Annotated in this window: 27 protein-coding genes; 16 read left to right on the top strand and 11 right to left on the bottom strand. The window is 69.7% G+C overall.

Features of this window, described 5'->3' with window-relative positions; genetic code table 11:
* The first annotated feature begins 102 nt into the window (after nt 1-102).
* Both B5557_RS21435 and B5557_RS43790 read left to right on the top strand, forming a co-directional pair.
* On the top strand, nt 103-1,461 hold the full coding sequence (locus B5557_RS21435) for a phosphatase PAP2 family protein (protein WP_079660992.1): 1,359 nt from the start codon (nt 103-105) through the stop codon (nt 1,459-1,461).
* 114 nt (nt 1,462-1,575) lie between these two features.
* Nucleotides 1,576-1,737, top strand: coding sequence for a hypothetical protein (locus tag B5557_RS43790; protein WP_159424412.1), 162 nt, complete (start codon nt 1,576-1,578; stop codon nt 1,735-1,737).
* A 52-nt stretch (nt 1,738-1,789) separates the two neighbouring features.
* Here the strand turns inward: B5557_RS43790 and B5557_RS21430 are convergent, their stop codons facing one another.
* Complete coding sequence (locus B5557_RS21430) at nt 1,790-2,338, bottom strand: DUF4232 domain-containing protein (RefSeq protein ID WP_079660991.1); 549 nt, start codon at nt 2,336-2,338, stop codon at nt 1,790-1,792.
* 544 nt (nt 2,339-2,882) lie between these two features.
* Between B5557_RS21430 and B5557_RS43785 the strand changes: the two genes are divergently transcribed.
* Nucleotides 2,883-3,029, top strand: coding sequence for a hypothetical protein (locus B5557_RS43785; protein ID WP_159424411.1), 147 nt, complete (start codon nt 2,883-2,885; stop codon nt 3,027-3,029).
* Between the two features lie 15 nt (nt 3,030-3,044).
* Nucleotides 3,045-3,812, top strand: coding sequence for a DUF2637 domain-containing protein (locus B5557_RS21425; protein ID WP_173877711.1), 768 nt, complete (start codon nt 3,045-3,047; stop codon nt 3,810-3,812).
* 21 nt (nt 3,813-3,833) lie between these two features.
* On the opposite strand, the gene B5557_RS21420 is transcribed toward B5557_RS21425, so the two are convergent.
* From B5557_RS21420 to B5557_RS21400, 5 genes are all read right to left on the bottom strand, one after another.
* On the bottom strand, nt 3,834-5,039 hold the full coding sequence (locus B5557_RS21420; protein ID WP_079660990.1) for a cytochrome P450: 1,206 nt from the start codon (nt 5,037-5,039) through the stop codon (nt 3,834-3,836).
* Entirely contained in the window at nt 5,039-6,037 is a 999-nt protein-coding gene (locus B5557_RS21415; protein WP_079660989.1) for a DUF1259 domain-containing protein, read from the bottom strand. Before B5557_RS21415 ends, B5557_RS21420 begins: the two co-directional genes overlap by 1 nt.
* A gap of 165 nt (nt 6,038-6,202) precedes the next feature.
* Nucleotides 6,203-8,854: an RICIN domain-containing protein gene (locus B5557_RS21410; RefSeq protein WP_079660988.1), complete on the bottom strand. Its 2,652-nt coding sequence runs from the start codon at nt 8,852-8,854 to the stop codon at nt 6,203-6,205.
* Nucleotides 8,855-9,070: 216 nt separating this feature from the next.
* Nucleotides 9,071-9,364, bottom strand: coding sequence for a hypothetical protein (locus tag B5557_RS21405; protein WP_079660987.1), 294 nt, complete (start codon nt 9,362-9,364; stop codon nt 9,071-9,073).
* 148 nt (nt 9,365-9,512) lie between these two features.
* Nucleotides 9,513-9,887, bottom strand: coding sequence for a cupin domain-containing protein (locus B5557_RS21400; RefSeq protein WP_079660986.1), 375 nt, complete (start codon nt 9,885-9,887; stop codon nt 9,513-9,515).
* Nucleotides 9,888-9,957: 70 nt separating this feature from the next.
* Between B5557_RS21400 and B5557_RS21395 the strand changes: the two genes are divergently transcribed.
* Together B5557_RS21395 and B5557_RS21390 are read left to right on the top strand one after the other, a co-directional pair.
* On the top strand, nt 9,958-10,398 hold the full coding sequence (locus tag B5557_RS21395) for a MarR family winged helix-turn-helix transcriptional regulator (protein WP_079660985.1): 441 nt from the start codon (nt 9,958-9,960) through the stop codon (nt 10,396-10,398).
* 199 nt (nt 10,399-10,597) lie between these two features.
* Entirely contained in the window at nt 10,598-11,029 is a 432-nt protein-coding gene (locus B5557_RS21390) for a hypothetical protein (protein WP_231975989.1), read from the top strand.
* 80 nt (nt 11,030-11,109) lie between these two features.
* Here B5557_RS21390 and B5557_RS21385 read toward each other — a convergent pair whose 3' ends face one another.
* The gene (locus B5557_RS21385) at nt 11,110-13,569 is read right to left on the bottom strand and encodes a non-reducing end alpha-L-arabinofuranosidase family hydrolase (protein WP_079660983.1); all 2,460 of its coding nucleotides are present in this window, start codon (nt 13,567-13,569) and stop codon (nt 11,110-11,112) included.
* Between the two features lie 381 nt (nt 13,570-13,950).
* On the opposite strand from B5557_RS21385, the gene B5557_RS21380 reads away from it, so the two are divergent.
* From B5557_RS21380 to B5557_RS21375, 3 genes are all read left to right on the top strand, one after another.
* Nucleotides 13,951-15,219, top strand: a complete 1,269-nt coding sequence (locus tag B5557_RS21380) for a DUF418 domain-containing protein (RefSeq protein ID WP_079660982.1) — start codon at nt 13,951-13,953, stop codon at nt 15,217-15,219.
* Between the two features lie 63 nt (nt 15,220-15,282).
* The gene (locus B5557_RS44505) at nt 15,283-15,657 is read left to right on the top strand and encodes a cation:proton antiporter domain-containing protein (RefSeq protein ID WP_269460177.1); all 375 of its coding nucleotides are present in this window, start codon (nt 15,283-15,285) and stop codon (nt 15,655-15,657) included.
* 4 nt (nt 15,658-15,661) lie between these two features.
* Nucleotides 15,662-16,297, top strand: coding sequence for a cation:proton antiporter domain-containing protein (locus B5557_RS21375; RefSeq protein WP_231975988.1), 636 nt, complete (start codon nt 15,662-15,664; stop codon nt 16,295-16,297).
* Between the two features lie 64 nt (nt 16,298-16,361).
* Here B5557_RS21375 and B5557_RS21370 read toward each other — a convergent pair whose 3' ends face one another.
* Nucleotides 16,362-17,111: a methyltransferase domain-containing protein gene (locus tag B5557_RS21370; RefSeq protein WP_079660981.1), complete on the bottom strand. Its 750-nt coding sequence runs from the start codon at nt 17,109-17,111 to the stop codon at nt 16,362-16,364.
* A gap of 204 nt (nt 17,112-17,315) precedes the next feature.
* Between B5557_RS21370 and B5557_RS21365 the strand changes: the two genes are divergently transcribed.
* Complete coding sequence (locus B5557_RS21365; RefSeq protein WP_079660980.1) at nt 17,316-17,675, top strand: ArsR/SmtB family transcription factor; 360 nt, start codon at nt 17,316-17,318, stop codon at nt 17,673-17,675.
* Nucleotides 17,676-17,764: 89 nt separating this feature from the next.
* Here the strand turns inward: B5557_RS21365 and B5557_RS21360 are convergent, their stop codons facing one another.
* Nucleotides 17,765-18,043, bottom strand: a complete 279-nt coding sequence (locus B5557_RS21360; RefSeq protein ID WP_197697255.1) for a hypothetical protein — start codon at nt 18,041-18,043, stop codon at nt 17,765-17,767.
* A gap of 120 nt (nt 18,044-18,163) precedes the next feature.
* Complete coding sequence (locus B5557_RS21355; RefSeq protein WP_079660979.1) at nt 18,164-18,739, bottom strand: TerD family protein; 576 nt, start codon at nt 18,737-18,739, stop codon at nt 18,164-18,166.
* A gap of 215 nt (nt 18,740-18,954) precedes the next feature.
* On the opposite strand from B5557_RS21355, the gene B5557_RS21350 reads away from it, so the two are divergent.
* The 6 genes from B5557_RS21350 to tatA all read left to right on the top strand — a co-directional run bounded on the left by B5557_RS21350 (nt 18,955) and on the right by tatA (nt 25,821).
* The gene (locus B5557_RS21350; protein WP_079660978.1) at nt 18,955-19,344 is read left to right on the top strand and encodes a BlaI/MecI/CopY family transcriptional regulator; all 390 of its coding nucleotides are present in this window, start codon (nt 18,955-18,957) and stop codon (nt 19,342-19,344) included.
* A gap of 6 nt (nt 19,345-19,350) precedes the next feature.
* Nucleotides 19,351-20,283: a M56 family metallopeptidase gene (locus tag B5557_RS21345; protein ID WP_079660977.1), complete on the top strand. Its 933-nt coding sequence runs from the start codon at nt 19,351-19,353 to the stop codon at nt 20,281-20,283.
* A gap of 156 nt (nt 20,284-20,439) precedes the next feature.
* Nucleotides 20,440-20,802: an ArsR/SmtB family transcription factor gene (locus B5557_RS21340; protein WP_079660976.1), complete on the top strand. Its 363-nt coding sequence runs from the start codon at nt 20,440-20,442 to the stop codon at nt 20,800-20,802.
* A complete protein-coding gene (mgtA, locus tag B5557_RS21335) occupies nt 20,795-23,452 on the top strand; it encodes a magnesium-translocating P-type ATPase (RefSeq protein ID WP_443031264.1) in 2,658 nt (885 codons plus the stop codon). The genes B5557_RS21340 and mgtA overlap by 8 nt, the downstream gene beginning before the upstream one ends.
* A 303-nt stretch (nt 23,453-23,755) precedes the next feature.
* Nucleotides 23,756-25,477, top strand: coding sequence for an LCP family protein (locus B5557_RS21330; RefSeq protein ID WP_231975987.1), 1,722 nt, complete (start codon nt 23,756-23,758; stop codon nt 25,475-25,477).
* 116 nt (nt 25,478-25,593) lie between these two features.
* Nucleotides 25,594-25,821 carry a Sec-independent protein translocase subunit TatA gene (gene tatA / locus B5557_RS21325; RefSeq protein ID WP_079660974.1) on the top strand — a complete coding sequence of 76 codons (228 nt, stop codon included), beginning with the start codon at nt 25,594-25,596 and terminating at the stop codon, nt 25,819-25,821.
* A gap of 40 nt (nt 25,822-25,861) precedes the next feature.
* Here tatA and B5557_RS21320 read toward each other — a convergent pair whose 3' ends face one another.
* Nucleotides 25,862-25,942 carry a twin-arginine translocase TatA/TatE family subunit gene (locus B5557_RS21320; protein ID WP_443031363.1) on the bottom strand — a complete coding sequence of 27 codons (81 nt, stop codon included), beginning with the start codon at nt 25,940-25,942 and terminating at the stop codon, nt 25,862-25,864.
* Nucleotides 25,943-26,083 lie beyond the last annotated feature (141 nt).

The raw sequence follows: 26,083 nt of genomic DNA, 5'->3' as shown, positions 1-26,083 counted from the left end.
CATCTGACGCGATAGCGATCTGGTCAGCTGAATTCTCACAAAATGGTCAATTAATTGATATCTATATCACCGCGGTTGTTTTCGCGAATAAAGAGCAGAATCATGGTCTCCGCGTGGCGTGAGCCACGGGTGATACTGGGGACCGCGGTGGGCGTGGTGGGCCTCGGATTCCTCCTCGCGCTGGAGATCGTCGCGCGCCACTACGGCGTGCGCGGGCCGATCACCAGTCAGGTGCGCGAGGTGGTGTTCCCGCCCAAGTCGGGCGGTCTGCTGTACGCCAGCATGGCGTTGATGCTGGTGGTGTTCACCTGGCGGCAGCGCCTCATCGCGATCGGCGCCGCGATCGGCATCGACCTGGTCTTCGTGGTGGTCCGGTGGGCGGCCGACATCAAGGTGACCGAGGGCCACCCCTTCGGCAACGGGGCACTGTGGGTGACTCTCGGCTGTGCGGTCTTCGCCGTCACGCGCCGCACCGGCCGTGAACGGGCACTGCTGCTGAAGGGCGCCGGGCTGGGTCTGCTGCTGATGACCGGCCGCAAGACCGGGGACACCTGGCTGCTCATCACCTCGAAGACCCGCCCCATGGTGCTCGACCAGTACGTGGCGGCCGCCGATCACGCGCTCGGCAACCCGTCGTGGCTGATGGGCCGGATCGTCACGGCCACCGGCGCGACCGGCTTCAACATCCTCGACTTCGTCTACGGCCAGCTTCCCGTCGCCGCGGTCGTCGTCGCGCTGTACCAACTGCGCAACGTGGCGGTCGAGCGCCGCTTCCCGACCCACCACCTGGTGCGCACCTTCCTGGCGATCGGGCTCCTCGGACCGGCCTTCTACATGATCTTCCCGGTGGTCGGCCCGATCTTCGCCTTCGGCGACGGCACCCAGCACTGGGCGGCGATCAGCCTGTGGACGGAATCGCACTCCTCCGTGCAGTGGGCGGCGGCCGATCTGTGGCCGGACACGGCGGCGCCGCTCACCGCACCGCACTCCATGCCGTTCGACGGGGTCACCCCACGCAACTGCATGCCCAGCCTGCACACGGCATGGGCTGTCACGATCTTCGTCCATTCCCGGAAGGGCCCGAGGGCGCTGCGCTTCGCCGGCGCGTTCTGGCTGATCGCCACGCTGACCGCGACGCTGGGATTCGGCTACCACTACGGCGCGGACCTCCTCGCCGGTGTGGTGTTCGCGCTCACGATCGAGGCAGCGCTGCGCACGTACGACCGCGGCTGGGAACGCTCGGGGATCCGGCTGGTCGCGTACGGCACGACGGTCTTCACCGCGCTCCTGCTGTCGTACCGCTATCTGCCGTTGCAGCTGGCCGGCCGGCCCTGGGTCTACGGTCCCCTTCTGCTGCTGGCGATGGCCTCGGTGGTCTATGCCTATGTACGGACCACGACGGCGTGGGAACCGAGGACCGCCCTCGCGCGGCAACCGGAACCCCAACCCGAACCGGTGTGATTGACATGCTCCTCGCCCTGAAGGGCGAGGATTCTGGCCTTCTCTACCGTTGGCTGTGCCGCTACGCGGCACGGTTTCCGGTGGAGAATCCGTGGCTTCCTGTTTCTTCGCGCTGTGCCAGAACGAGTTCTGGTCTCACCGGCGCTCCGCAGGCCGATGCCGCCCATCGACCCGGGCCAGGTCGGCCCCGCCACCCGTGTACGCGGCCACGGCTGGCTCGCCCTCACCGAACCCGACGTGGGCCACGGCGTGTTCCCCGCAGTCCTCCCCCTCTGAGCCCGTGAGCCCGTGAGCCCTCAGAGGGGCGAGGTCCGTCGGCGATCCGCTGCTACCAGGACAGGGCGTCCGCCGCGTTGTCCTGCCAGTAGGTGACGGTGGCGACGCTGTTGAAGAAGACGCCGCCGTTCGGCAGCTTCAGGGTCTTCTCCTTGTTGATCGAGTTGCCGTTCCTGTCGACGAAGACCACGCCCAGCGTCTTCTCGACGGCGCCGCCTTCGCCGTCGGGGGAGGACGTCGTGATGCCGGCGTAGGCGGACTGACCGGGCTCGAGCACCAGCACGGACTGCGGGATGGTCTCGTCGGCCCACGCCAGCGGAGCCTGCGCGTCGGCGCCGGCCCGCAGGAACGGGGCGCTGTAGGCGTAGCAGGGCTTGGCGCCGGTGTTGGTGGCCTTGAGCAGCAGGTGGTTGATCGGACGGGCCGCCTTGGTGACGGTCAGCGCGGTGTTCGCCGTGGTGCAGGTGACGACGGAGGACGCCTTCGTGGTGGCGGCGGAGGCGGCCTGCCCGGCGGCCTGGAATCCGACGACCGCGAGGGCGGCGGCGACGACCATGGAAGAGGCGGCCGCACGGGAGGCGAAACGGGTGGCGATACGCATGGCTGGACTGCTTTCTCTGTACGGAAGGAAAGTGATCTTCCAGCAGGGACGAGCACCGTGTCCGGCGAGGCGCCCTGCTTGGATGGCCCGAGCCTGTGCCACGATCCGTCCCATCCGCCATTCCATCGAGATTTTCGGGACGCTGGAACGCGAAAACCGCCTCTGACCTGGGGAAATGCCTCCCGCTCGGGACGCCGGGCGGAACGGGGAACCGGCGCGGGAGGCCGCCGGAGGGTGACTTGGTGCATCGTTCAAGAGGATTTGAGAAGAAAAACTACTCGACTCATAACGTGCGGGGTGAGGCGTCAATGGCATTAATTAATAAACGTTCTCCCCAACATTTCCCCCACACCGGTGTCACTCATTTGCCGCGCATCTGGAGGAGAGGGCGCAGCGTTAGCGGGATATGACGAAAGCTAGGCCCTATGGCTTGCCTCAGCGCGACACGGGGAAGAGCAAACTGCCTGCGACCGGGGAGGTGGAAGTGAGGAAATACACTTACGTGACCGGTCCGTCACACTCTGTGCTTGAGTCGTGTGGCGCCTTGCGCGAGGACCGAACACGGGTCGAACCCCAGGTCACCGAATCCCTGCTGCGCGATTTCCTCGCACTCCTGGAGGCGGCTCAGAAGGAACTCAACCAGCGCTGGAACGACCAGGAAAAGTCCGGCTGTCACGCGGACTGTGCGTGACGGGAGGGGGTTTCCATGAATCACGACTATATGGACCCCTCTTTTGTTCGTGAATGGCATCCCGACGCCACCCTGTACGGGTCGGATGCCGACTGGCACGGCAGTCCTGTCGATCCCCTCGACACAGGGGCTCCCCTGGGACCCGCCGTCTCGGGCTGGGACCCGGTCGAGGAACTCGCCTATCTCCTACAGGAGGCGGCCCCGGCGGAACAGCCGGCCGCAGTGCCGCCGCCTCGCGGCGAGCCTCCGGCCGGCGCCCAGTTCACCGGCCCGATGGAGAACCTGGCGCAGATCACCGCCCAGCTTCCGCCCATCCGGCGCTCAGCTGTCGGGCATCGGAAGACTCGAGCCGGAAAAATCCGGCTCAAGTGGCTACAGACCGGCAGTTTCGTGATCGTCGCATTCGTCGCCGTCATCGTGGCGATGGTCAGCGTATTCGGCGGTATGGCGGCATACGCGCCTCTGCAGAACATTTCGTCCGGTACGAAGAGCGGAATGATCCATCAGTGGCCTCTTCTCGTGTACGGCCCCTGGATGGTGGCGTCTCTCTCCATCCTCCGCACTGCCCTGCATCGGCGCCGAGCCCTGCACTCATGGTTCATCGTCGTGCTGTTTTCGTCCGTCGCCATCATGCTGTGTGTAGCTCAGGCCGACCGGACCTTCACCGGTATCGCCGGAGCCGCCCTGCCCGCCCTCGCGTCCCTGGCCTGCTTTCAGCAACTCATCCGACAGATCACCTTGACTCTGCCACCCCGGCAGGCATCCCGCCGCCACCGCCAGTAGCGGACGGGATGCCGTCGTCGCCTACCAAGCCACTGGCAACTCCAGCGGAAACCGCCGGATCGTCTCCGTGTCCCACCGCACTTCCTCCGGCGGCACCGCAAGCCGCAGCCCGGGGAAGCGCTCCAAGAGGCGACCGACCGCCACTTCCAGCTCCGCCATGGCCAAAGGCACCGCGATGCACCGGTGTCCGCCCCAGCCGAAGGTCATGTGCGGCTGGTACGGCCGCTCGGGGTCGAGGACGTGCGAGTCCGCGAAGCGCTCCGGGTCACGGTTCGCCGTCAGGTACGACACGTGGACGAAGTCGCCCGCCCGGATCCGTACGCCGTCCAGCTCGAAGTCCTCGAGCGCCACCCGGGGGATACCGACCCCCTTGCGGAACGGGATGTGGCGGAGCATCTCCTGCAGGACGTCGGTCAGGGTCTCCGGCCGGCGCCTGAGGTGCTCCATCAGCTCGGGACGTGTCAGAAGCAGGTACGCGATGTCGCTGATCTGGCACGTCGCCGTGTCCTGGCCGCTGAGTGTCAGCGTCAGCGCCATGACCGCCAGTTCCCTGTCGTCGAGCTGGTCGTCGCCGTCCCGCGCCGCGGCCATCGCGCTGATGAGGTCCTCGCCGGGTGAGTTCCGGCGCTGCTCGACGAGCTTGGCGAAGTACGCCGTCAGGTCGGCCTTGGCGCTCGCCGCGGCCTCCTTGCTGTCCGCGCCGACGACGAGCAGCCGGCGCACGGACTCCTGCATCCGCGGCCATTCCGCGCGTTCGACGCCGAGGAGGTCCAGGATGGTGTGCTGCGGAAGCGGGTCGGAGAGGTGCTGGACCAGGTTCGCCGGCGAGCCCTCCTGTTCCATCTCGTCCAGCAGGGCGTCCGCGAGCCGGGTGATCCGGCTCCGCATCCCGTCGACCTGCTGCTGGGTGAAGGCCTGCGAGGCCAGCCGGCGGACGCGGCTGCTGTGCGGCGGGTCCATCACGTTGATCGATTCGGCCGACACGATGGGCTCCGGCGTCAGCCGCGGGTAGTCGTGGCCCATGATGGCGGCCCGGCTGAGCCGGTGGTCGGTGGTCACCCGCTTGACCGCGTCGAAGCCGGTGACCAGCCAGGCGTCCCCGTCACCGTAGGGAAGCCGGATCCGTGCGGGAGCGTCGCGCCGCATCAGGTCCGCGAGCGCGGGGTCGAACTCCAGTGCTTCGCTGAAGTCGAACGGGCAGAAGACCGTCTCGTCGTCCGCGGTCATCAGGCGGCTCCTCCGGGCATCGGTACGACGTTGGTGGTGTCCACGGCCCGGCGAATGGCCCTGGCGAGCCTGACGGCGTCGCCGACGGCCCAGTAGTGGACGAAGAACAGGCGCGGTTCGTCGGTGAGGTTGTGGTGGTGCACTTCGACGAGTTCGACGCCACCGCGCCGCAGGGCCACGAGGACCGGCTGGACCTCCTTGGCGATCATGACCAGGTCGCCGCTGATGGCGGCTCTTCCGCCGCCGAGCGGCTGGAAGTTGACGGAGGTGGTGGCACCCAGTCCCGGCGGCAGGATCACCGGGCCGTCGGCGATGGTCTCGCGGCGCACATAGGTGGACTTGTAGATCTCGCCGTCGGCGGTGCCCTTGACGCCCATGGCGGCGTCGATCGCGGCGGTGTCCAGATCGACGGGCGGCGCGGAGGTCGCGGGTTCGGCGGGCGGGGTGCCGGTGCGGTCGAACGCGGCGCGCAGCCCGCGGGCGACGGCGACCGGATCGTGGCCGTGGGCGTGCAGATGAACCCACCAGACAGCCGGCTGGTGGGCGAGCAGATGCTTGTGGATGGCGGTCTGCATGATCCCGTGCTGCTGCAACACATCACTGAAGCGCTGCAGTTCGCCCTCGGTGACCACCGCGTCGCCCATCAGAAGCGTGCTGTGGTCCGCGTACCGCACGAAGGACACGTGTGTGCCCAGGGCGAGCGCGGGGTCGATCCGGATGCCCCGGGAGAAGACCGTGAGGTCCAGGCGCGGAAAGGCCGTGTGGTACATGAACCGCCTCATGTCACCGGGCCGGCCGAGAGCCCCGCCCACGTCCGCCCAGTCCGCCAGCTTGGTCATCACCGGTTCGACCAGGGCGCGGGGCTTCGGCCCGGCGGACAGGGCGCGGGCCTCGGCAGGCGCCCCGGTGAGGGTGGGCGCGAGGGCGGCCGCGGCCAGCACACGCCGCCGGGACGCGGTGAGTCGGGGACGGGGGTCCTGCTGTCGCTCGTCATCCATGTCGTATGCCTCCTGGCGCGATGCAAGCACGCAGGACCCCGTGGACCGCTGACCGGCACAGTCACATCCCGCCAGGTGGCCTAACCGGCCACCGCCTTTGGACGGCGGCCGTACAGCAGCGGGGCCGCAGGCCGTTGTGCCTGCGGCCCCGCTCGGGCGTCGGGGTCAGGACGGGTCGCCGTACTGGAGGCCGCGTCCGTTGGTGCCGATGTAGACGCGGCCGAAGGTGTCGGGGTCGCCGGTGATGATGCCGAGGCTGCCGATGGCGCCCCACTGGTGGGCGTCGTCGTTGACGCGGAGCCAGGTGGCGCCCTTGTCGGTGGAGCGGAAGACGCCGGTGACGTCCTTGACGGTGCCGATCAGGTAGAGGGCCTGGTAGTTGGCGCCGGGTGCGGCCTTGCCGAAGCCGAGGGCGGAGGCGGACTTCACCGTGGTGAGGGTGGTGAAGGTGCGGCCGCCGTCGGTGGAGTGCAGCAGCCCCCTGTCGCCGGCGGCGATCCACAGGTCCCCGTTGATGCCGGGGACGGCGGTGAGCCGGCCGGAGGGGAGGTTGGTGGCGCGGGGGGTGAAGGTCGCGCCGCCGTCGGTGCTGGCGTGGAGCGTGCCGCCCGTGAGTGCGTAGAAGGTGTTGGCCGAGGAGCGGTCGGCGACGACGACGGCGTCGGTGCCCAGGCCGCTGACCTTCGACCAGCTCGCTCCCTTGTCGGTCGAGCGGTAGGGGGCCTGGCCGGCTTCGGTCCAGACGATGGTGGAGCCGTCCGCGGAGAGCGCGACATGGCCGCTGTTCGCGCTGCCCACTGGCTCTGCAGTGAAGCCGTTCCAGGTGCTGCCGCCGTCGGTGGAGTAGGCGCCGTCCTGCGCGCCGCCGGTGCCGACGCGGACCATCACTGAGGGGGCCGACTGGGCGAAGTCGATGTCGGTGCTGCTGCTCATCAGCGGGTTCTTCAGCCGTCCGGCGGGCACCTCGGTCAGGGAGTCGTGGCGGAAGCCGCCCTGGTCGCCCATGGAGGTGATGACGGTGGCGCCGCCCGGAGGGGCGATCGCGTCCGCCAGCGAGGTCTCCTCCAGCCCGCGGGCCCCGGAGGTCCAGTGGCTGGTGCCACCGCTGTCGGAGGCGTTCGCGTCCTTGCTGCGCCAGATGCCGTTGCCGGTGCCGTACAGCACGTGCCCGGAGTCGAAGGGATCGATGGCCAGCGCGGTCATCCAGTGCCCGGTGTGGGTACCGACGTACGGAGCGCCGGAGGCGTCCCGCTGCGACTTGTCGGCCAGCGCCTTCCAGGTCGTGCCGCCGTCGGTGGTCCGGTAGATCTCGTCCTCGGGCCACCAGCGGTCCAGGGTGGTGACCATCACCGTGGACGGCTTCTGCGCGTCGACGGCCAGACCGGAGAACCCGTAGGAGCCCTGCGGGGGAGAGATGTTCTTCCACGCGCCGCCGGCCGGGGTGTACTTCCACACCGAGCCCGTCGTCGCGTCCATGGGGCCGATGCTGTTGCTGTAGGACAGGTACAGCGACCCGTCAGCGGTGACCACACCGTGCTGCGGCATCTGGCCGGTGGGCTGCCCGGCGACAGCCTGCCAGCTGCTGCCGCCGTCGGTGGAGCGGTACAGGGGCGTGGACGTGTCGTTGACGCCGACGTAGACCGTGTTGGTGCCGGCCGGCCCGTACGTCACGAAGGAGATGCCCGCGCCGCTGCTCGCCCCGCCCTTGACGGGGAACGAGGAGACCTGACTCCATGTCGCGCCGTAGTCGGTGCTGCGCCACAGGCCGTTCTTGCGGGTGCCCAGCAGCAGAGTGGCGTGGTTCGCGGGGTCGATCACGAGCCGCTCGCCCGCCCCCCGGCCGGGTTCGTTGCCGCCCACCTTGAACGGCAGATCGGTGCGCTGGAAGGTGCGGCCCCGGTCGGTGGAACGCAGGATCGCGCCGTTGCCCGCCCACTCGTTGGTGTAGGTGCCCGTCGAGAGGTAGAGCCGGCCCGGGTCGACGGGGTCGGTGGCCAGCGCGTCGATGCCCAGCAGGTTCCAGTCCTTCTCGCCGAGCCAGTCGGTCAGCGGGATCCACTGCTCGGCCGCGGTGTCCCAGCGGTAGGCGCCGCCCATGTCGGTGCGCGCGTACAGCAGGCCCTTCTCCCGCTGGTTGAACACCAGCCCGGTGACATAACCGCCGCCCTCCACCTGGGCGTTCTTCCACACATACGGTCCGGTCGCGGCCGTGGCCTGTGTGCCGCCGGTCCCGGACGCCCGGGTCTCGGCCGTCTTCACCAGCTTCCACTGCTGGTTGCTGCTGCCCCTGCTCGGATACTGGATGATCGCGGCACCCTCGGCCTTGGAGCCTCCGAGGACGTCCAGGACCTGGCCGCTCCTGCGGGAGGTGAAGGTGACGGCGTCGGAACCGCTCACCTCCTTGAGCTTCCACTCCTGGGAGGTGGCGGAGCTGGCGGTCTGCTGCTCGGCGGCGGCCCCCTGAGCGGTGGAATTGCCCGCTACGCCCAGCACCTTGCCGCTGTTGCGGTTCACCAGCTCGTAGTAGCCGTCCCCGGTGGACTTCAGCTTCCACTGCTGGTTGGCGGTGTTCTGGTCGGTCCACTGCTGGATACGGGTGCCGTCGGCGGTGGAGAAGCCGTTGACGTCCAGCACCTTGCCGCTGCGCACGGAAACCAGCCGGTAGTAGGCATTGCCGTCGACCGTCGCGGCCTGCGAGTTCTCCTGCGTGAACAGGACATACGGCACGACGGCGAGGGGCGCACCGAGCAGCACGGCGGTGGCGGTCCAGCGACGGCGATGGCGCCCGCGGCGCCCGCCGTTCGTGGGGTCGTTCATGGGGAGGTGTTCTCCTTGAGTGCCATTCACCAGAGGTGAGGCGGATCCAGGCTCCGGAACGGCTGGATCCGACTCCTTGTGGTCACAGACCCCCCACGGGGTTGCCCAGAGCCGAAAACTTTTTTTCGTCCGTACCCTCGGACACGACTCGTCGGCGGGTTTGGCATTCGCCGTGATTCCCCGCTGTTCCCCGCTGTGCCCGCCCTATCGGCGCGCTCATGGTGCGGCGGTCGCGTCCTCGTCGGGTGCCGTCGACTCGTCGGCTCCGCCGTAGAGGTTGGCGCGAAGGCGCTCCTTGGCCTCTTCGAGCCGAGGGCCGTAGTCGGTCATGAAGATCTCGCTCAGCGACTTGTCCAGCGTTCCTGAGATCGCGTAGATCGGTGACCAGACGGCTCGGTCCTGCACGATCCCCTCAAGGTCGTCGGAGCGGAACATGACTTGGTAGAGCCAGTCCGACAGCACGAACGCTTGATCGCGCGTGAGCCGGATGGTGATCGATTCAGCGTCCACGCCCTCAACCTAGCCGCGTCGGCTGATGGTGTCCCGGGCCGGGAAGCGCAAAGGCCCCTCGGCCCGCTGACGGCTCGTCGGTGCTGCTGGTCAGGCGCCTGCCACTGCGGCCTGAAGAACCCTGCGAACCTGCGCGGTCACCAGCACACTAGTGAGCCCAGGGCGGTGTGATGGTGTTGCCGTCAGCCAGTTTGGCGACGAGCCCGACACGTGTGGTGACCCACATGTGGGCGGGCTGGTCGGTGGTGTTGGCGACCGCCAGTTCGGAGCCCGCAGGTGCCACTGCCGCGTCGCCTGCGCGGAGTTCGGCGCTCTCACCGTCGATGGTGAGTCGGAGGCGCCCGGAGAGGACGTAGAAGGTCTCCTCGTCGCTGATCGTGTGCGTCGGCCCCACCATTGCGGCCGGTATCTCGACGCGCCAGGCGGCGAGGTCCCGGCTGCCGGTGTCCGGACGGACGTAGGAAACGAAACGGCCACCGTGAATCTCGTGCACGACGGCCTCGTCGCTGCGGATGAACGGCATGCTTCAGCCTTCCCCTAGACAAGTTACTTGTCTAGATAGACAAGCGGCTTGACGAGTTATAGTCAAGTCCATGGACGACGCCGTGGCCTTCTCCGCACTCGTGCTGGCACTCTCCGGACAGCTGGTGCAGGAAATCCACACCAGCGTGTCCCAGCAGGGATTCGAGGACCTACGACCCGCACACGGCTTCGCCTTCGTCCGCATCTCTGCAGGCGGCGCCACCACGGCCGACCTGGCCGAGCATCTGGGGGTGACCAAGCAGGCCGCCGCCCAACTGGTCGAGGAGCTGGTCCGAAAGGGGTACGTGGAGCGGCATCCACACCCGCACGATGCCCGCGCCCGCCTCCTGGCACTGACTGAGACCGGCTGGGCCGCTACGCGCGCCGCCGACCAGGCGGCCCGGACTGCCGTCGCACCGTGGCGAGAAGTACTGGGCCAGGCGCGCTTCAGCGAACTCGTCGCCGACCTGACACTCCTTGCGCCGCCGGGACCCATCCGCCCTGCCTGGTGAGCCGATGGCCCGCCGCCCGCCGCCCGCCGCCCGCCGCCCGCCGCCCGCCCGCGATCCCGCATCCCAGACACTCGCATAGCTGCACGTCAGATGGGCTGGGATGGTTCCACCCGCGCCAAAGCGCCGGCAGTCGTTGCGCCGGACTCCGGTGCCCGCCGATGCTCTTGGTGTCGCATCGACCACGGCGTCCCACCCGCGCGTGCACGATCTGCAGCTGCCGTGTCAGACGATCTACTCGACTCTTGGAGGTTTGATGAAGTCCGTCATCCGAAAGGCGGCAGGCATCGCGGGTGCGAGCGCGGTCGTCGCAGCCATGTCCGTGACCGGCGCATCGGCAGCCCAGGCGGAGGCCCCCACCCACGGCTGTCCGTACCCCTATGTCTGCTTCTACGTGGACGAGCATGCCTGGAACGCGGGCACACCGATCGCGAAGTACCGCGACGTCACCAGTTCTTACCAAGCGGTCAGGTCCCGCCCGCACTACCACGTCGTGAACACCCGGAACGACGATGTTGCGTATCTACGGCTCCAGGACGGGAACTCGATCTGCCTGATGCCGAATTTCGAAACCGTGTTCACGAACGCTTACAGCGTCACCGGCATAAGGATCTCCAGCAGTTCCACCTGCTGAATCTGCTCGATGCACAGGTCGCCGGGAACCCCAGCCGGCGTACGGCTGGGGTTCCTCGCGATCATCGTGGACCGGGCAGGTCAGTGCTTCAGAGTGAGGACGCCCGGTCGGTACGGCAGGCGGTCGTAGAGGGTGGTCGACGGTGTGGTGGGGGACTTGCCCTGGTAGAGGAACTGCAGGTGGCAGGGGTCGACGGTCATGGTCTGGTCGGGGTTGTCGCGGACCAGGTCACCGTGGCTGATGTCGTTGGTCCAGGTGGCGCCGCTGTTGGCCTTGCCCGCGAAGGGGTTGCTCTCGGTGGCGGCCTGCGGGGTCCAGGAACCGTTCAGGCTGGTGGCGGTGAAGGAGCGGAAGTAGCGCCGCTCGTTCGCACCCCGCGCCTCGACGATCATGAGGTACTGGTTCTGGCCCTTGACCTTGTAGACCTGCGGCGCCTCGAAGAGGTTCTTCTCCGTGTCGCTCATGACCGTCGTGTACGACGAGCCGAAGCTGCCCGGGAAGTTCCCGATCGGCATGGTCGCCCGGTAGATCTTGCCGTTGTCGCCGGCGAAGAACAGATACATGTTCTTGTCGTCCGCGATCAGGGTCTGGTCGATCGGGCCGGTGCCGGACTCGGTGCGGGGGATGGTTCCGGTGAACAGCGGCTGCGGCGCGGACCAGCCGTTGGGGTTGGTGGGGTCGCTGGACGTGCGGTAGCTGAAGGGCCACGGACCCCACTGGTACGCCAGCACCCAGATCTTCTTGGGCGCGAAGTAGAACAGTGTGGGCGCCACCGCTTTTTGGCTCATGCCGGTCTGGCGGGCCGACGCCATGTCCGACCAGTTCGTGAACGGGCTGAACACCATGGAACCGTAGTCCGATCCCGAGTAGTTCGTCGCGTAGACCAGGTGCTTGCCGTTGTACGTCACGGTGGTGAAGTCCTTCAGCGAGGCCCACCCGTTCGCCGGCTGCGCCAGCGCGTCCGTCGAGGTCCACCGGTACGTCGACGGAAGCGCACACGTGTCGCTCTTCGGAGCCGCGGTCGTGTCGCTCTTCGGCGCCGCGGCCGGCTTGAAGTTCCAGCGCTGGTTGGCGCCACCGTTGGTGTCCCAGATCTGGACGGGAGTGCCGTTGGCGGTCCGGCCGCCGGGGAGATCCAGCGCCCGGCCGCTGGCGACGTTGGTGAGCGTGTAGGTGCCGTCGCTGTTCCGGCGGGCCTTCCAGTGCTGTTGGGCGCCGCCGTTGGCGTCCCAGACGGTCATCCTCGTCCCGTTGGCCTTCTGGTTGGCCGGCTCGTCCAGTACCCGGCCGCTGGCGACGTTCGTCAGCGTGTAGGAGCCGTCGCTGTTCCGTACGACCTTCCACTGCTGGTTGGAGGCGCCGCTGGCGTCCCACACCTGGAGCGGGGTGCCGTTGCGGTTCTGGCCCGCGGGCTCGTCGAGAACGCGTCCGGCGGCCGCGTTGGACAGCGTGTAGACGGTGCCGGAGCTGATGCTCCCGCTCGCCGTGCTCCCGCTCGCCGTGCCCCCGCTCGCCGTGCCGCCGCTCGGCGTGCCCCCGCCGCTGCTGCCGCCCAGGGCGGTGAGCACGGCGTTGTAGGCGGGCTTCTTGTTGCCACCTGCGTCGAACAGCAGCGGGTTCTCACCGGTGCGCCAGGAGTCGCTGTCGCGGATGCCCCACACCGTGATGCCCGTGCAGCGCGCCACGTTGGTGCACGCCTTGACGGCGTTGGTGTACGCGGTGGCAGATGCCTGGGCGATGTCGAGCTCGGTGAGCTGGACGTCGACGCCGAGCGCGGCGAAGTTGGACAGGGTGGTCTGGAAGCTGGCCGGCGGGCCGCTGGTTCCGAAGTGGCTCTGGAAGCCGACGCAGTCGATGGGCACACCGCGGGACTTGAAGTCCTTGACCATGCGGTAGACGCCCTGGGTCTTGGCGTCGGACCAGTTCTCGATGTTGTAGTCGTTGTAGCAGAGCTTGGCGGCGGGGTCGGCGGCCCGGGCGGTGCGGAAGGCCTCCTCGATGAAGCCGTTGCCCAGTACGTCCTGGAACACCGAGCTGCGGTGCTGGCCGCTGTCGCCGTCGGCGAACGCCTCGTTGACCACGTCCCAGGCGTAGATCTTGCCCTTGTAGTGGGTCATCTCGGTGGTGATGTGGTTCTTCATCACCGTGCGCAGGGTGCCCGCGTCGGTGATGGACTTGACCCAGCCGGGCAGTTGGGAGTGCCAGACCAGGGTGTGGCCGCGCATGCGCTGGCCGTGCGCGGAGGCGTGGCTGACGATCGAGTCGGCGGCGGCGAAGGTGAACGAACCCCGGGAGCGTTCGATGGCGTCCCACTTCATCTCGTTCTCCGGGGTGATCATCTTGAATTCCCGGTCGAGAAGGGCGGAGTACGTGGAGTCGCCCAGCCTGCCCGCAGCCACTGCCGTGCCGAAGTAACGGCCGCTGCCGGCCGCCGCGTCGGCGACCGTGGCCGGTGCGGCGGCCTCCGGCGAGCGCGCGGCCAGGGCGACCAGCGGTACGGCGGCGCCCGCGGCGGCGAGGACCACGGAGGCGGCGATCACGCGGCGGGTCGCCGGACGGCGACGATGAGAGCGGTTCTGATCTGGCAACGACGTGTCTTTCTGGTGCAGTGGGCCCTTGCACGGGGCCTGGACACCTGCCAGTCGGCGCCACGCACACAAAGGTTGCCGTGATCGGGGAGGTATTTCTTGTCCGAGCCGGAGATCGGCGCGGCAGGTGTCCTCCCCGGAGTTACGTCCGCCGGTGGCGTCTGCCCCCTTCCTCCACAGACTGTGGACAGGCCCTGGCCGCAGGTCAACGATGGGTTCCCTGGCCCTGACCGAACCCCGCCGATCGGCGGGGTGGTGGGGGCCGACCGGCGGAGCAACTCCCGTAGCCTGTCGGATGGTTGGCGGCGTCCGTGCTTCGGCAGGGTTGTCCCGGTGACCGAGATCGAAAACCCCGAGAAGACACCAGCGCGGCCCATACCCTCACCTGAGTCCGCCACGGCGACGGAACGCCCCGCGCCGTTGGCGCGGCTGGTCGGGGTGGACCTCGCCCGTGCACTGGCCGTGTTCGGAATGTTCGCCGTGCACGTCGGCCCCGCTCCCAGGCCCGGGGGCGGCGTCGGCGACTGGTTCCTGGAGCTGGCGAGCGGCCGGGCGTCGGCTCTGTTCGCCACCCTTGCCGGGTTCTCGTTGACGCTGATCGCAGGCCGCTTCGAGCCGAAGACCGGCCTGGCCGGCCGACAGGCGAGGGCCCGGATCGTGATCCGGGCCGTGATCCTGCTGGTGGTGGGCAGCGCGTTGGCGATGACCAACTTCGGGGGCGCCGGGATCCTCAACTTCTACGCGGTGTACTTCCTGCTCGCCCTGCCCCTGTTGCGGCTGCGGGCCAGGACGCTCGCGATCATCGCGGTCACGCTCGCGGTCGTCACGCCGCAGCTGGCGTACGTGATCCGGGCGCTGCTCACCGAGTCGATCGTGCACAGCATCGACTCCTGGGACCCGATCGCGCGGCTCTGCGGCGTGGGCGTGCTGGACCTCCTGCTTCTCGGCCTCTACCCGGCGATCACCTGGATGACGTTCGTGGTCACCGGCATGGCGTTGGGCCGGCTGGATCTGTCCTCCGGTGCGGTGCGGCGGCGGCTGGCCGTGGTCGGTCCCGCGATGATCGCGTTCGGGTACGGCGTCTCGTGGCTGGCGCTGCGGCTGACCGGCGGCGCTCAGAAGATCATGGCGGGGATGTCCGCCATGAAGGACCCCGGTGCCATGAAGGACCCAGGCATGGCAGCCGGATCCTTCGACTCGCCGGTCGGCGGTGGGCTGGGTGGCCCCGACGCATGGGGGCTACTGGCAGCCGAGCCGCACAGCGGTTCCACGTTCGACCTCATCGGCAGCCTGGGGATCGCGATCACCGTGCTCCTGTGCCTGACGGTGGCCCTGGACCGACTGCCGTGGCTGCGCCGGCTGGCCGCGCCGGTCATCGCCGTCGGCACCATGTCCCTGACTCTCTACGTGGGCCACATTCTGGTGATCCTCGCTCTGCCCGGCGAAGCGGCCACCCCGCCGCAGTCCGCCTCCGCCGCGCTGCTGCTCTGCTTCATCGTCGGGGCCACCCTGTTCGCGGCGATCTGGTCCCGCTTCTTCCGCCGCGGACCGCTGGAGTACCTGCTCAACGGCGCCACCAAACTGGCGAATCGTGTCCGATGAACCTCGGGCCCGGGCGGGCGGCTGTTCGGCAACGACCCCGGGTCCGCGGCGCGGGCCCTGCTGGTGGCCCTGCCGCTGAGCCTGATCACGATGATGCTGCTGGGAATGTGGCTGCTGCCCGGGCTGCCGGTCGCGCTGCTGCTGCTCATCGCGTGCATCGTCGTCCCGACCGACTTCGCCCCGGCCGAGACGCTGGTACGCGACCGGCGTATCCCGGCGAGGGTGCGTAGCGTGCTCAACGTGGAGGGCGGCTACAACGACGGCATCGTCTCGCCCCTCTTCCTGTTCGCACTGATCCTCGTCGGCACCGACTCCGTCACCCGCACACCCATGCAGGCTCTCGGCACGGCCGTGCCGTTCGCGCTGAAGGCCCTGGTGGCCGGCTTCGTGGTGGGGGGCGCTGGTGGCGTGGCTGATCAACACGGCCGACCGCGCTGAGTGGATGACGGAGCAGTCCCGGCGGGTCGTCGTACTGGTCACACCGCTGCTCGCCTACACCGTGACCACGGCGATGGACGGCAACGGCTTCGTGGCCTCGTTCGTGTGCGGGATCGCCTTCCGCTACGTCAGGCAGGCGCCGGTTCGCCGACGGGGCGCTTCGGCTCCCCACGCCTCGGACTTCCAGCTCATCGAGGACACCAACTCGATGGCGACGATGTGCATGTGGTTCTTCTTCGGCAACGCCGTGGTCCTCGCCCTGGATGACGGCGTCGACTGGCGCACCGTCGTGCTCTGCGTCGCCGCGCTCACCGTCGTGCGCATCCTTCCGGTCATGCTCGCCTTCCTCGGCTCGAAGTTCACCTGGCGAGAGAGGCTCATGGTCGGCGCGCTCGGACCACGCGGCACCACCTCCATCGTGTTCGGCCTGCTCGCGTTCAACGCTCTGCCGGACGGGCGGTACGCCGACACCGCCCTGTACGCCATGACCGTGACGGTGCTCGGCAGCGTGCTGCTCCACGGCGGCGGCTCGGTGGTCATCGCCCGGTCCCTGACCGGCCCGCCCCCGTCGGCTGCCGGCGGCCCTGGCTCCCCGGGGACCGACGAGCCGGACTCACGGGTCGTCGCCATGCAGAGTTGATGTGTACGCGACCTCGTTTCGACCGCACAGCCCTGCCGATCGGCAAGCGGAAGTCTTCTGAGGGTCAAGCCCGCTTTTCGAAGACGAGCACCTCCGTGGAGGCGACGCCCATGGGTGCCAGGAAACTTGCCTCCAGGTTGCAGCCGAGGGTCGCGAAGAGGTCCACGCATGTCTGGCGAGGCATGGCGGCCGGGTAGGAGTCGTGGCCCGCGCCGCCCTGCGTCGCCCAGGCGCGTACCGCGGCCGGGTCCAGGCAGGTCTCTGTCATCACGTCGAAGACGATCCGACCACCGGGTCGCGTGACCCGGGCCATCTCGAAGAAATAGCGGGAGGCGCAGAGGAAGGTAACGGTGTTGAAGACCTTATGGGCCTGGACGAGGTCGATGCTGCCGTCGGGTGTCGGGGCGAGACTGCTTCCTTCGGTCGGTCGGGCGACCACGCCGAATGTTTCCACCAGGTAGTCGGCCCAGGGCGCTGCCGTCTCGTAGATCTCGTAGCGGTCTGGCGAACACTCCTTCAGCGTCTTCTCCAGATACCGTCCGGACCCGGGGCCGATCTCCAGCACCGTGTTCGGGTTGGCGGCGAAGACGCCGAGTGCGCCCAGTTCATCGATGGTGGACCGGGTGGCGCCAGGCGTCCCGTTCTTGACCTCGTCGATGTAGTCGCCGACCGACAGGCCGGCCGCCTGTGCAGCCCGCATCGTTGCCTCGAACGGGATGAAGTCGTCGACCCCACCCAGGTTGTTGGTGCTGCGCACGATGTCGAATCCAGCACGTCCCAAGAGCCGCTTGGCCCCCGACTTCAATACACCCATCAGGCATGACCCCCCAGGTCGTTTCCACCCTCGGTGTCACCATAGGATCGCGGACGCCGAGGCGCACCGGGACGACGAATTTGCTACCCGGCCGTCGACCTCGGCCCCGTGGCGATAAGGAAGTCGACGACACCCGGACGCCGGCCCAGCCCTGTGCCGGATGCCTCTAGGGCCTGTCCGCCGGACAGGCCCTAGGCTGGCCCCATGCCCGAAAGCCAGCCGATCTCACTTGCGGCCGATGTGCATCTGCGTGCCCCGGACAGCGCACGGCTCGCCGAGGCGACCGGTGTGTTCGCGATGCTGTCGGATGCCACCCGGCTGCATCTGCTGTGGCTGCTCGCGCAGGGCGAGTCGGACGTCGGTTCCCTCACCGAACGCTGCGAGGCGTCGCGCACGGCCGTCAGCCAACACCTCGGCAAGCTGCGGCTCGCCGGGCTGGTCGACACCCGTCGGGAGGGCCGGTACATCTTCTACCGCCTCAGCGACGGCCACCTGCGGCGCCTGGTGCTGGAGGCCCTCAGCCATGCCGACCACCGGGTGAGCGGGAAGGCGCCGCACGACTGACGTAGGGCGCCGCACGACTGACGTAGGACGAACGCGCGAGGGCCCGCACACCCGGGGACGGTGCGGGCCCTGCCGTACGCCGGACCGGACTACTCGGCCGGCGCGCCGCCCTTGCGGCGCACGAGGAAGACCACGGCGGCGGCCACGACGAGGATGCCCGCGACGATGCCGGCCCAGGCCCCGCCCGACAGCCCGCCGTCGTCGTCCTTCTCCTCGGTGGCTCCGGGCTGCGGGGACGCGGAGGAGGCGGACGTCTCCGCGGCGCTCGGCGTCGGCGACGCGGACGCCGAGGAGCTCGGGGAGGGCGAGCCGATCGGCGTCGCGCCCGCCGCGGCGGCCTTCAGCTCACCCGGGGGCCGGATCCCCAAAGAGGTGTCTCGTCCGGAATCTGCCGTGCCCTGCGCGCCAGTATCCGCACCGCACGCCGCACGACGGGGACCGACCGGGTCCGCCCCCGAACAGCGGACCCGGCGGAGCGGTCATCCGGGTCAGACGTTGACGCCGAAGTCGGAGGCGATGCCGGCCAGTCCGGAGGCGTAACCCTGGCCGACCGCGCGGAACTTCCACTCGGTGCCGTGCCGGTAGAGCTCGCCGAAGACCATCGCGGTCTCGGTGGAGGCGTCCTCGGACAGGTCGTAGCGGGCGAGTTCCTGGGTGTTCGCCTGGTTGACGACCCGGATGAACGCGTTGCGGACCTGGCCGAAGCTCTGGCCGCGGTTCTCGGCGTCGTGGATCGACACCGGGAACACGATCTTGTCGATCTCGGCGGGTACGGCGGCCAGGTTCACCTTCACCGATTCGTCGTCGCCCTCGCCCTCACCGGTGAGGTTGTCGCCGGTGTGCTCGACCGAACCGTCGGGGCTCTTGAGGTTGTTGTAGAAGACGAAGTGCTGGTCGGACGGGACCTTGCCGGAGGCGTCGAGCAGCAGCGCGGAGGCGTCGAGGTCGTAGTCGGTGCCGGTGGTGGTGCGCACGTCCCAGCCGAGGCCGACCAGGACGTCGGTCAGGCCGGGCGCCTCCTTGCTGAGCGAGACGTTGCCGCCCTTGGACAGGGAAACTCCCACTGTGTACTCCTTCGCGATATGTCAGGTCAGGGCCCGAAAGGGGCTCGACTGGAAATCTACAACACTGTAGAAAAGGATGGGCTGTTGGCGCGGGCCGGTCGCGAGAGTCACCCATCGGTGATGCCGGAGCGGCGGTCCAGGGCGCGGTGGGCGGCCGTAGGGCGTCGATACGATGGCCCGTCGGGAACCTGTCGGCAGCGGAAGGGAGACAGGGCGTGACGGATCACCAGCAGCGGCCCCGGCGGCGGGGGCAGGGCGAGCTGGAGGCGCTGGTCCTGTCGGCCCTGCGCGCGGCGGACGGGCCGGCGACCGCGGGATGGGTGCAGGAGCGCCTCGGCGGGGACCTCGCCTATACGACGGTGATCACGATCCTGACCCGGCTGCTGGCCAAGGGCGCGGTGACCCGGGAGCGGGCGGGGCGGTCCTTCGCCTGGACGTCGGCCTCGGACCAGGCCGGTCTCGCGGCGCACCGGATGCGCAAGGTGCTGGACGCGGAGAGCGACCGGGAAGCGGTGCTGGCCAGCTTCGTCACCGGCCTGGGCCCGGACGACGAGCGGCTCCTGCGCGAGCTGCTGGGTCGTTCCCGGAGTGAAGGGGAAGACTGAGACCTCATGGGGGTGTTCGTCTTTCTGCCATTGGTCCTGCCGTTGACGGCGTGGCCGATCGCGCGCCTGGCCGAGCAGAATCTGCATCCGCGCACCGCGGCCCGGCTGCTGACCGGGGTCGCCGCCGTGATGGCGGCGTGCAGCACGGTGTGTCTGGGGCTGGTGATGGTGGTCGGTACTGCGCAGTTGCCCGGCAATCCGCTGCCTGACGGCTGGTCGGACCCCGAGGTGCGCGCGGCGGTGCCGTACGACGAGGTTGCCGGCAAGGCCGCGATCCTCGCGCTGTTTCTCGTGCTTGCGGCCTGCGGCGGGGCGCTGTGGCGGCACGGCCGGGTGCGCCGTGCGGCGCACAGGGCGCTGGCCGGGCTGCCGGGCACCGAGGTGGTCGTCCTGCCCGACGAGGCGCCGTACGCGTACGCGCTGCCCGGCGGCCGCCGGGGCCGGGTACTGGTGACCACGGCCCTGCTGGACTGCCTCGAACCGGCCGAACGCCGGGCGCTGTTCGCCCATGAGCGCGCGCATCTCGCCGCCCGGCATCACCGGTTCCTGCTCACCGTCCAACTCGCCGCACGGGCCAACCCGTTCCTGTGGCCGCTGCGGACGGCCGTGTCGTACGCGGCGGAACGGTGGGCGGACGAGGAGGCGGCGCGGGCTGTGGGCAGTCGCCGGACGGTGGCGCGAGCGATCGGCAAGGCGGCCCTGGTGTCCCGGGGTACCCCGGTGCCCACGCTTGCGGGCCTTGCCGCGCCGGGCCCGGTGCCGCGCCGGGTGACCGCCCTGCTCGGCCCGGCTCCCGCCGTCCGCAGCTGGCCGCCGGTGTTCACCACCGTGGGTCTGGCGGCGTGGGGCGCGGCCGCGGGAACGGCCGTCTCGGCGATGTCGTCCGCGAACTCCGCGGTGACCATGTTCTTCATCCTTTACGCCGCTACCCCCCTTTGAGCGGGCAGGCCCTACGCCCCGCATGTCGGTCGGAGGTCGAACTCGTGGGGCGGGAGTTCGAGCGGATCTTCGGGCGGCGTAGGGAGCCGAGGCCGACACCTACACTGGGTCGGCGGATGTGCGTCGATGGTGATGTGGGCGGGACGGGAGAGCGCTGTGGCGGAGATGAACGGTGGCTTCGAGGACCCCTCCGCCGAGGTTCTCACCGAGGCGGCCGCCGCGTTCGGTCTCCTCGCCTCGTCGGCCCGGCTGCACATGATGTGGGCCCTGTCCCAAGGCGAATGCGATGTCACCCACCTCGCCGACCGCGTCGGCGGCGCCCTGCCCGCCGTCAGCCAGCATCTGGCGAAGCTGAAACTCGCCGGCCTCGTGCGCTCCCGCCGCGAGGGCCGACGGCAGGTCTACTACGTCGATGATCCCGACATCGTCACCGTGGTGCGCGTGATGGTCGGGCAGCTGACCGCGCGCTCGCACCAAGGCTCCGCGCCGGTACGCCGGTTGCGCCGGATCGGTGGCTGAGACCACCGCCGCCTCGGGGCAGCACGTCGAGGCGCCTGGTCCTACGGCCGTATCGGCGCCCGGCATGGAGGAGGTTCCGCCGGCGCCTGGCGTGCCCACCGTGCTGGAGGCGCTGAGCCGACTCGGCGGCAGTCCGCTCGGGCTGACCGAGGCGCAGGCCGAGGAGCGTCTGGCCCGCTTCGGCGAGAACACGCCTGCGGCCCGTCGCGAAGCCTCCTGGCCCCGGCTGTTCACCCACAGTCTGCGGGACCCGTTCACCGCGGTGCTGGGGTGCCTCGGGCTGGTGTCGGCGGCCGTCTTCGCGTGGGGCACCGCCTCGGTGATCCTCCTCCTGGTCGTGGTGAGCTGCGTGCTGCGCGCGTCCGGGGAACACCGGGCGGACAGGTCCATGGCCGGGCTGCGCGAGCTGGTCGCCACCACGGCCACCGTGCTGCGGCGCGTGGACGAGGATTCGGTGCCGACCGCCCGCGAGATCCCCGCGGACGAGCTGGTTCCCGGTGACGTCGTGCGCCTGGGCCCGGGCGACATCGTCCCGGCGGATGTACGGCTGCTGCGTGCGAGCGCCCTGACGGTGCACCAGGCCGCGCTGACGGGGGAGTCGGCCCCCGTCGCGAAGTGCGCTGACGACGTTCCCCGCGGGGGAGGGGACGGCATGTCCTCGCAGCCGCAGCTCTGCTTCCAGGGCAGCAGTGTCGCCTCCGGCAGCGCCACCGCGATCGTCACCGCGACCGGCGCGCGCACCTGGTTCGCCACCGCCCACGACCGCGGTGCCGGCGGTCGGGAGACGAGCGCCTTCGACCGTTCCGTCCACGGCATCTCCTGGATCCTGATCCGGTTCATGCTGCTCACCCCGCCGCTCGTCCTCATGGCCAACGCGGCGCTGCGTGGCCGGGGCCTGGAAACGCTGCCGTTCGCGGTCGCGGTGGCGGTCGGGCTGACGCCGGAGATGCTGCCGGTCCTCGTCACCACGTGCCTGGCCCGCGGAGCCGCGCTGCTGGCACGTACCCACCAGGTGATCGTCAAACGGTTGCCCGCGCTGCACGACATCGGCGCCATGGACGTGCTGTGTCTGGACAAGACCGGCACGCTCACCCAGGACCGGCCGGTGGTCGACCGGGCACTCGGCCCTGACGGCTCGGACGACCCCGACGTCCTGCACTGGGCAGCCGTGAACGCCTGGTGGACCCTGCAACTCGCCGAACTGCCGGCCCCCGACGCCCTCGACGAGGCGATCCTGGACACGGCCGACGAGCGCGAGCTCATGGCGTACGACGGGGTCGCGGCCGTCCCCTTCGACCCGCGCCGCCGCCTGGCCACCGCCGTCGTCCGTACGCCCGGTCGCCTCGGCACACACACCTTGGTCGTCAAGGGAGACGTCGAGGCCGTCCTCGAACGCTGCGTACTCGCCGAGGAAGAGCGCGAACGGCTGCGTGTTCTCGCCGCCCGCCAGGCCGACGGCGGCCCGCGCGTCCTGGCGGTCGCCACCGCGGAGCGCCCGGCACGCGCCCGTGCCTACACGCCGGCCGACGAACGCGGCCTCACCTTCCGCGGCGTGATCACCCTGCGGGACGCGCTCGCGCCCACCGCCGCCGACGCGTTGAAAGTCCTCACCGACCAGGGCGTCACCGTCAGGATCCTCACCGGCGACCACCCGCGCACCGCCGCCCGTGCCTGCCGCGACCTCGGCATCCCCCTCGCCGAGGAGGCCGTGCTCACTGCCGAACGCATCGACGGCCTCACCGACGCGGGACTCGTCGAACTCGCCCGAAGCACGACCGTCTTCGCCCGTTGCACCCCGGAGCACAAGGCCCGCATCACCCACGCCCTGAGGTCCGCCGGGCACACCGTGGGCTTCCTCGGCGACGGCGTCAACGACCTGCCCGCCCTGCGCACCGCCGACGTGGGCATCGCCCCACAAGGCGCCGCCGACGTCACCCGCGAGGGCGCGGACGTGGTGCTCGCCGCGAAGGACCTCACCGCGATCGCCCACGCCATCGCCGCCGGCCGGCATGCCGGCGGGAACATCGCCACGTACCTGCGGATCACGCTCTCCTCGAACCTCGGCAACGTCATCGCCATGCTCTCCGCGGGCCTGCTGCTGCCGTTCCTGCCGATGCTCCCGGCCCAGGTGCTGACCCAGAACCTGTGCTTCGACGCGGCCCAGCTCGCCTTCGCGCACGACCGGCCCCACCCGTCGGTGCTGCGCCACCCGACCGTGCTGTGCCCGCGCGACCTGCTCCGCTTCATCACCGGGTTCGGCGTACTCAACGCCGTCGCCGACCTGGCCACCTTCGGCGTTCTCGCGCTCGCCCTGCACGGGCCGGGCCCGGGGGACGACGCGGCGGTGTTCCACTCCGGCTGGTTCACGGAGAACCTGCTCACCCAGGCCCTGGTGATGCTGCTGCTGCGCTTCGGCCGCCGCACCGCCGAGCGGCGAGGGACGAGCCCCGTGACCGGGGCCGCAGCGGCACTGGCCGCCGTCGGCCTGCTGTTGCCGCCCTCACCGCTCGGGCCGTCGCTCGGTCTGACGGTGCTCCCCGGCTCGTACTACCCGCTGCTCGCCGCCGTTCTCGTGCTCTACGCCGTCGGCCTCCTTGCGGCCGGGGCGCGTTACGAGCGACGGCGCGCAGAACGAGGGACGGCCCGGTGAGGCGCCACCGGGCGGGCAGTGCTGTCGGCCCAGGCGTAAGCAGCTCGCAGTGTTGCGCAGGAACCTCTGCAGGCTGACGCCGGGCAGGCACCCCCCGAGCCGAAAGTCGCCGTGTCGGTTCCATGAGATCCCTCACCTGTGAATTGCCCCAGGATCCCTGCTGCACAGGCCACAGTTTTGTTAGATTGCGCAACTACGCAATCGATGTGATCTTGCTTCGCCTGCCCGTATGCCGCCGCGCACGCCTTGCTGCCGCCCCTGACGGTCCGGCCGGGCGAGTCTGACCGTTCATGGGAGTGGGAGATGAGCGACCCCTGGGACGGTCCTGTCGGCCAGACCACGCGCAGCCGCACCGCCAGGGTGCCCGGACAACGTACGGCCGGACACGACGGGGCACGCCCGCCGGGCGGCCGGGCCGCGGCGCGGGCGGAATCCCGCACCCGCGGGGGTGCGCGGGCCCGGCGCCGGGTCCGCCCGGTGCGGCGCGGCAGGCGGGTGCTGCGGATCGTCGGGCTGTGCCTGGCGGTCCTGGTGCTGGGCACAGCCGGCGCCGGCTGGTGGTTCTACCAGCACCTGAACGGCAACATCAACAGCGTCCCGCTCGACGGCAAGGGCGGCACGGAAAAGGTCGACGCGTTCGGCCGGTCCCCGATCAACCTCCTGGTCATGGGCTCGGACGGCCGTACCAGCGAGGCGGACTGCAAGCTGGGCGGCGGCTGCTCGAAGACCGGGGTGCAGACCAGCAGCAACGCGGACGTGCAGATGGTGGTGCACATATCCGCCGACCGCTCCAACGCCACCGTGGTGAGCATCCCCCGCGACACCATGACCAACGTGCCGTCGTGCAAGGACGCCGTGACCGGCCGGTCCACAGCCGGTTACTACGGCCAGATCAACAGCGCGCTGCAGTACGGCCCGGCCTGTCAGGTGGCCACCGTCCATCAGCTCACCGGCATCCCCGTCGACCACTTCGTGAAGCTCGACTTCTCCGGCGTGGTCAAGATGTCCGATGCCGTCGGCGGCGTCTCCGTGTGCGTCAGCGACGACGTGTACGACACCTACTCGCACCTGAAGCTCTCCAAGGGCGCCCACACCCTCAAGGGTGTCGCGGCCCTGGAGTTCGTCCGCTCCAGGCACGGCTTCGGCGACGGCAGTGACCTCGGCCGTACCGTCTCCCAGCACATCTTCCTCAGCGCGATGATCCGCAAGTTCAAGAGCGCAGGCACGCTCACCGACCCCACCGCGGTCTACGACCTCGCCGACGCGGCCACCAAGGCACTGACCGTGGACGACGGCCTCGGCAGCGTCAAGAAGCTGATAGCGCTCGCGGCCGACCTGAACAAGGTCCCCTCCAAGCGGATGACCTTCACCACCATGCAGACCGCCCCCGACCCGGCCGACAGCAACCGGGTGGTGGTGGGCGCGGGTGCCAAGACCCTGTTCTCCACGATCGCAGACGACCAGTCCCTGACCACCGGCTCCGGAAGCAAGTCCGCGGCGGCCTCCGCGACCGCCGGAGTGACGGCCACGGCCACTGCCTCGGCCGTACCCGCGTCCCGGATCGCCGTGACCGTCCAGAACGGCACCGGCATCACCGGCCGCGCCTCCACCGTCGCCACCGCACTCACGGACGCGGGCTTCAGTCCCGGTACGACCACCGCCAACGCCCCGAGCGCCGCGACCGCGACCACTCTCACCTACGGCGCCGACCAGAACGCGGAGGCCCAGACGGCCGCCAAGGCCCTGGGCCTGCCCTCCTCGCACCTGAGGCAGGGCAGCGGCACGGGCCTGACCCTCGTGGTCGGCAGCGACTGGCCGAGCGGCACGACCTACCCCGGAGGGGCATCCTCGCCCGCGCCCGCCGACACGAAGGCCGCGGTCTCGGGCGCCCACGCCCAGACCGCCGACCAGGCGAAGACCTGCGCCAAGGTCAGCCCCTACAAGACGGTCTCCCTCAACGGCGTCCCCATGACGCCGGCTCAGGCGTACGTGGCGGCGAGAGGCAAGGCCGACTCCGACGCCTGAGGCGGCGGTGACCGGTGTGACGGCAGGGTTGTACAGTTGCGCAAGGTAGCAATAGAGACGGAAGGTGCCGCGCGCCTGCGCGCACCGCTGTCCGGCGTAGAGAAAGGGTGTGCGGGATGCTCCGCAACGGACTGGAACCCTGGCACCTGCTGATCGTGGCGATCGTGATCCTCGTGGTGTTCGGCTCGAAGAGGCTCCCCGACGCCGCGCGCGGGCTGGGCAAGTCGATGCGTATCCTCAAGAGCGAGGCCCAGGCCATGAAGGAGGACGGCGCCGCCCAGCGCGCCGCCACCCCGGCCGAGGACGCCACGGCTCCCGCCGCCGAGAGCCACTCGGCTCCCTGACGCAGGCATCGTCGGTGGACGTGCCTGATGGGGGTCAGGATCAGTCCTGCTCCTTGAGAGCCTTGGCCTCGCTCTTGAAGATCCTGGTCGCCTTGCCCGCCGAACGCGTCAGCTCGGGCAGCTTCTTGATGCCCGGGCCGCCCTAGATGAAGCCCACATCTTGGCGAAGGGGAGGAACACCCCCTATGGTCCAGTTCCTCTCCTCGCGGTTCCTCACGTGCGCCGCACATTCGATCGAGGAGCGCGCGGTTACGGACAAGGG

This window comes from Streptomyces sp. 3214.6 (assembly GCF_900129855.1).
GTDB classification, from domain to species: Bacteria; Actinomycetota; Actinomycetes; order Streptomycetales; family Streptomycetaceae; genus Streptomyces; species Streptomyces soliscabiei.
The sequence above is the reverse complement of the archived record's forward strand: the minus strand, read 5'-3'. Positions and strand labels throughout refer to the sequence as shown.

Excerpts from the sequence above, each read along its gene's own strand:
- B5557_RS21365 (WP_079660980.1), top strand. The coding sequence starts at position 17,316 with ATGCCCGAAAGCCAGCCGATCTCACTTGCGGCCGATGTGCATCTGCGT.
- tatA (WP_079660974.1), top strand. The coding sequence starts at position 25,594 with ATGCTCCGCAACGGACTGGAACCCTGGCACCTGCTGATCGTGGCGATC.
- B5557_RS21415 (WP_079660989.1), bottom strand. The coding sequence starts at position 6,037 with ATGGATGACGAGCGACAGCAGGACCCCCGTCCCCGACTCACCGCGTCC.
- B5557_RS21430 (WP_079660991.1), bottom strand. The coding sequence starts at position 2,338 with ATGCGTATCGCCACCCGTTTCGCCTCCCGTGCGGCCGCCTCTTCCATG.
- B5557_RS21420 (WP_079660990.1), bottom strand. The coding sequence starts at position 5,039 with ATGACCGCGGACGACGAGACGGTCTTCTGCCCGTTCGACTTCAGCGAA.
- B5557_RS21410 (WP_079660988.1), bottom strand. The coding sequence starts at position 8,854 with ATGAACGACCCCACGAACGGCGGGCGCCGCGGGCGCCATCGCCGTCGC.
- B5557_RS21395 (WP_079660985.1), top strand. The coding sequence starts at position 9,958 with ATGGACGACGCCGTGGCCTTCTCCGCACTCGTGCTGGCACTCTCCGGA.
- B5557_RS21330 (WP_231975987.1), top strand. The coding sequence starts at position 23,756 with ATGAGCGACCCCTGGGACGGTCCTGTCGGCCAGACCACGCGCAGCCGC.
- B5557_RS21370 (WP_079660981.1), bottom strand. The coding sequence starts at position 17,111 with ATGGGTGTATTGAAGTCGGGGGCCAAGCGGCTCTTGGGACGTGCTGGA.
- B5557_RS21375 (WP_231975988.1), top strand. The coding sequence starts at position 15,662 with ATGACGGAGCAGTCCCGGCGGGTCGTCGTACTGGTCACACCGCTGCTC.
- B5557_RS21435 (WP_079660992.1), top strand. The coding sequence starts at position 103 with ATGGTCTCCGCGTGGCGTGAGCCACGGGTGATACTGGGGACCGCGGTG.
- B5557_RS21425 (WP_173877711.1), top strand. The coding sequence starts at position 3,045 with ATGAATCACGACTATATGGACCCCTCTTTTGTTCGTGAATGGCATCCC.
- B5557_RS21400 (WP_079660986.1), bottom strand. The coding sequence starts at position 9,887 with ATGCCGTTCATCCGCAGCGACGAGGCCGTCGTGCACGAGATTCACGGT.
- B5557_RS21345 (WP_079660977.1), top strand. The coding sequence starts at position 19,351 with ATGGGGGTGTTCGTCTTTCTGCCATTGGTCCTGCCGTTGACGGCGTGG.